General features: G+C 73.6%; 1 protein-coding gene. It reads left to right on the top strand.

Translation table 11 applies throughout. The features are described from left to right. On the top strand, positions 1 to 1,920 hold a 1,920-nt coding region (locus ACX9I7_RS32540; RefSeq protein ID WP_459389391.1), incomplete at both ends, for a type I polyketide synthase.

The following is a 1,920-nucleotide window of genomic DNA, read 5'->3' as shown; positions in this document are numbered from 1 at the left end:
CCTGGCGGCGACCGAGCTGCGCAACCAGCTCAACCGCATCACCGGTCTCCGCCTCCCCGCCACGCTCGTCTTCGACCACCCCAACTCCCGGGCCGTCACCGACCACATCGAGGCCCAGCTGGCCCCGGTGGCGGACGGACACGGCGCCGGAACCGGCGGCGTCGAAGACGACATCCGCCGGGCGCTTCAGACGATCCCGACGAACCGGCTGCGCGACGCGGGCCTGATGGACAGCCTCCTCGAACTCGCGGAGGTGCGCGGACTGCCGGTCGGCCCGGACGCGGAAGAGGCGCCCGACATCAGCGCCGATGACGCTGACGACATCGACGGCGGGGCGCTGCTGGCCGCCCGCAGGGAGACCGCCCGGCTCCGGAAGCACAACCGCGAGCTCTCCGCCGCCCGGCACGAGCCCATCGCCATCGTCGGCATGGCCTGCCGCTACCCGGGCGGGGTGACCAGCCCCGAGGACCTGTGGCGGCTGGTGACGTCCGGTGGCGACGCGATCTCCGCGTTCCCGGACGATCGCGGCTGGGAGGGCTTCCAGGACGCGGGCCAGTACCCCCGCCTGGGCGGGTTCCTCGACGAGGCGGCCGGTTTCGACCCCGCGTTCTTCGGGATCTCCCCGCGCGAGGCCCTCGCCATGGATCCCCAGCAGCGGCTCACCCTGGAGCTGTCCTGGGAGGCCCTGGAGCGGGCGGGCATCGACCCGACCTCGCTCAAGGGCACCCGGACCGGCGTCTTCGCCGGTGTGATGTACCACGACTACCCCGGCAGCGACGGCAACGGCAGCGTGGTGTCCGGCCGGGTCTCCTACAAGCTCGGTCTGGAAGGGCCCGCCGTGTCCGTGGACACCGCGTGCTCGTCCTCCCTGGTCGCACTGCACCTCGCCGTGCAGTCCCTGCGGCAGGGCGACTGCTCGCTCGCGGTGACCGGCGGTGTCACCGTGCTGTCGACCCCGGGCGTGTTCGCGGAGTTCGGCCGTCAGGGCGCGCTCGCGTCGGACGGCCGCTGCAAGTCCTTCGCCTCGGCCGCCGACGGCACGGGCTTCTCCGAGGGTGCCGGATTCCTCGTCGTGGAACGGCTGTCGGACGCCCTCCGCAACGGCCATCCCGTGCTCGCCGTGGTCCGCGGCTCCGCCGTCAACCAGGACGGCGCCTCCAACGGCCTGACGGCGCCCAACGGCCCGTCCCAGCGCCGCGTCATCCGCCAGGCCCTCGCCAACGCCCGCCTCGCCGCCGACCAGATCGACGCGGTCGAGGCCCACGGCACGGGCACGACGCTCGGTGACCCGATCGAGGCGCAGGCGCTGCTGGCCACGTACGGTCAGGACCGGCCCGAGAGCGAGCCGCTGTGGCTGGGCTCGGTGAAGTCCAACATCGGTCACACGCAGGCCGCCGCCGGTGTCGCGGGCGTCATCAAGATGGTCATGGCCATGCGCCACGGCGTCCTGCCCTCCACGCTCCACGTGGACGAGCCGTCGTCGAAGGTCGACTGGTCCGAGGGGAGCGTGCGCCTGCTGACGGAGACCAGGGAATGGGGTACGAACGGCCGCCCGCGCCGGGCGGGCATCTCGTCCTTCGGCATCAGCGGCACGAACGCGCACGTCCTGGTCGAGCAGGCACCGCCGGCGGCGATCGAGGAGGAGAGGGACGCGGCACCGGTCGTGGTGCCGTGGCTGCTGTCCGCCCGTGACGAGAACGCGCTGCGGGCGCAGGCCGAGCGCCTGCTGACCCTGCTGGACTCCGGGTCGTCGCCGCAGCACAGCCCGCTCGACGTGGCCTTCTCCCTCGCCACGACCAGGGCCGCCCTCGACCACCGCGCGGCGGTCGTCGGCACGCAGCCGGACGAACTCGTCGCCGGCCTGCGCGCCCTGGCACGCGGCGAGACGGCGGCGCACGGCTCGCGGGCCGAAGGACTGCT

The sequence above is a fragment of the Streptomyces sp. L500 genome (assembly GCF_054551825.1).
This window is presented reverse-complemented; position numbering and strand designations above follow the sequence as displayed.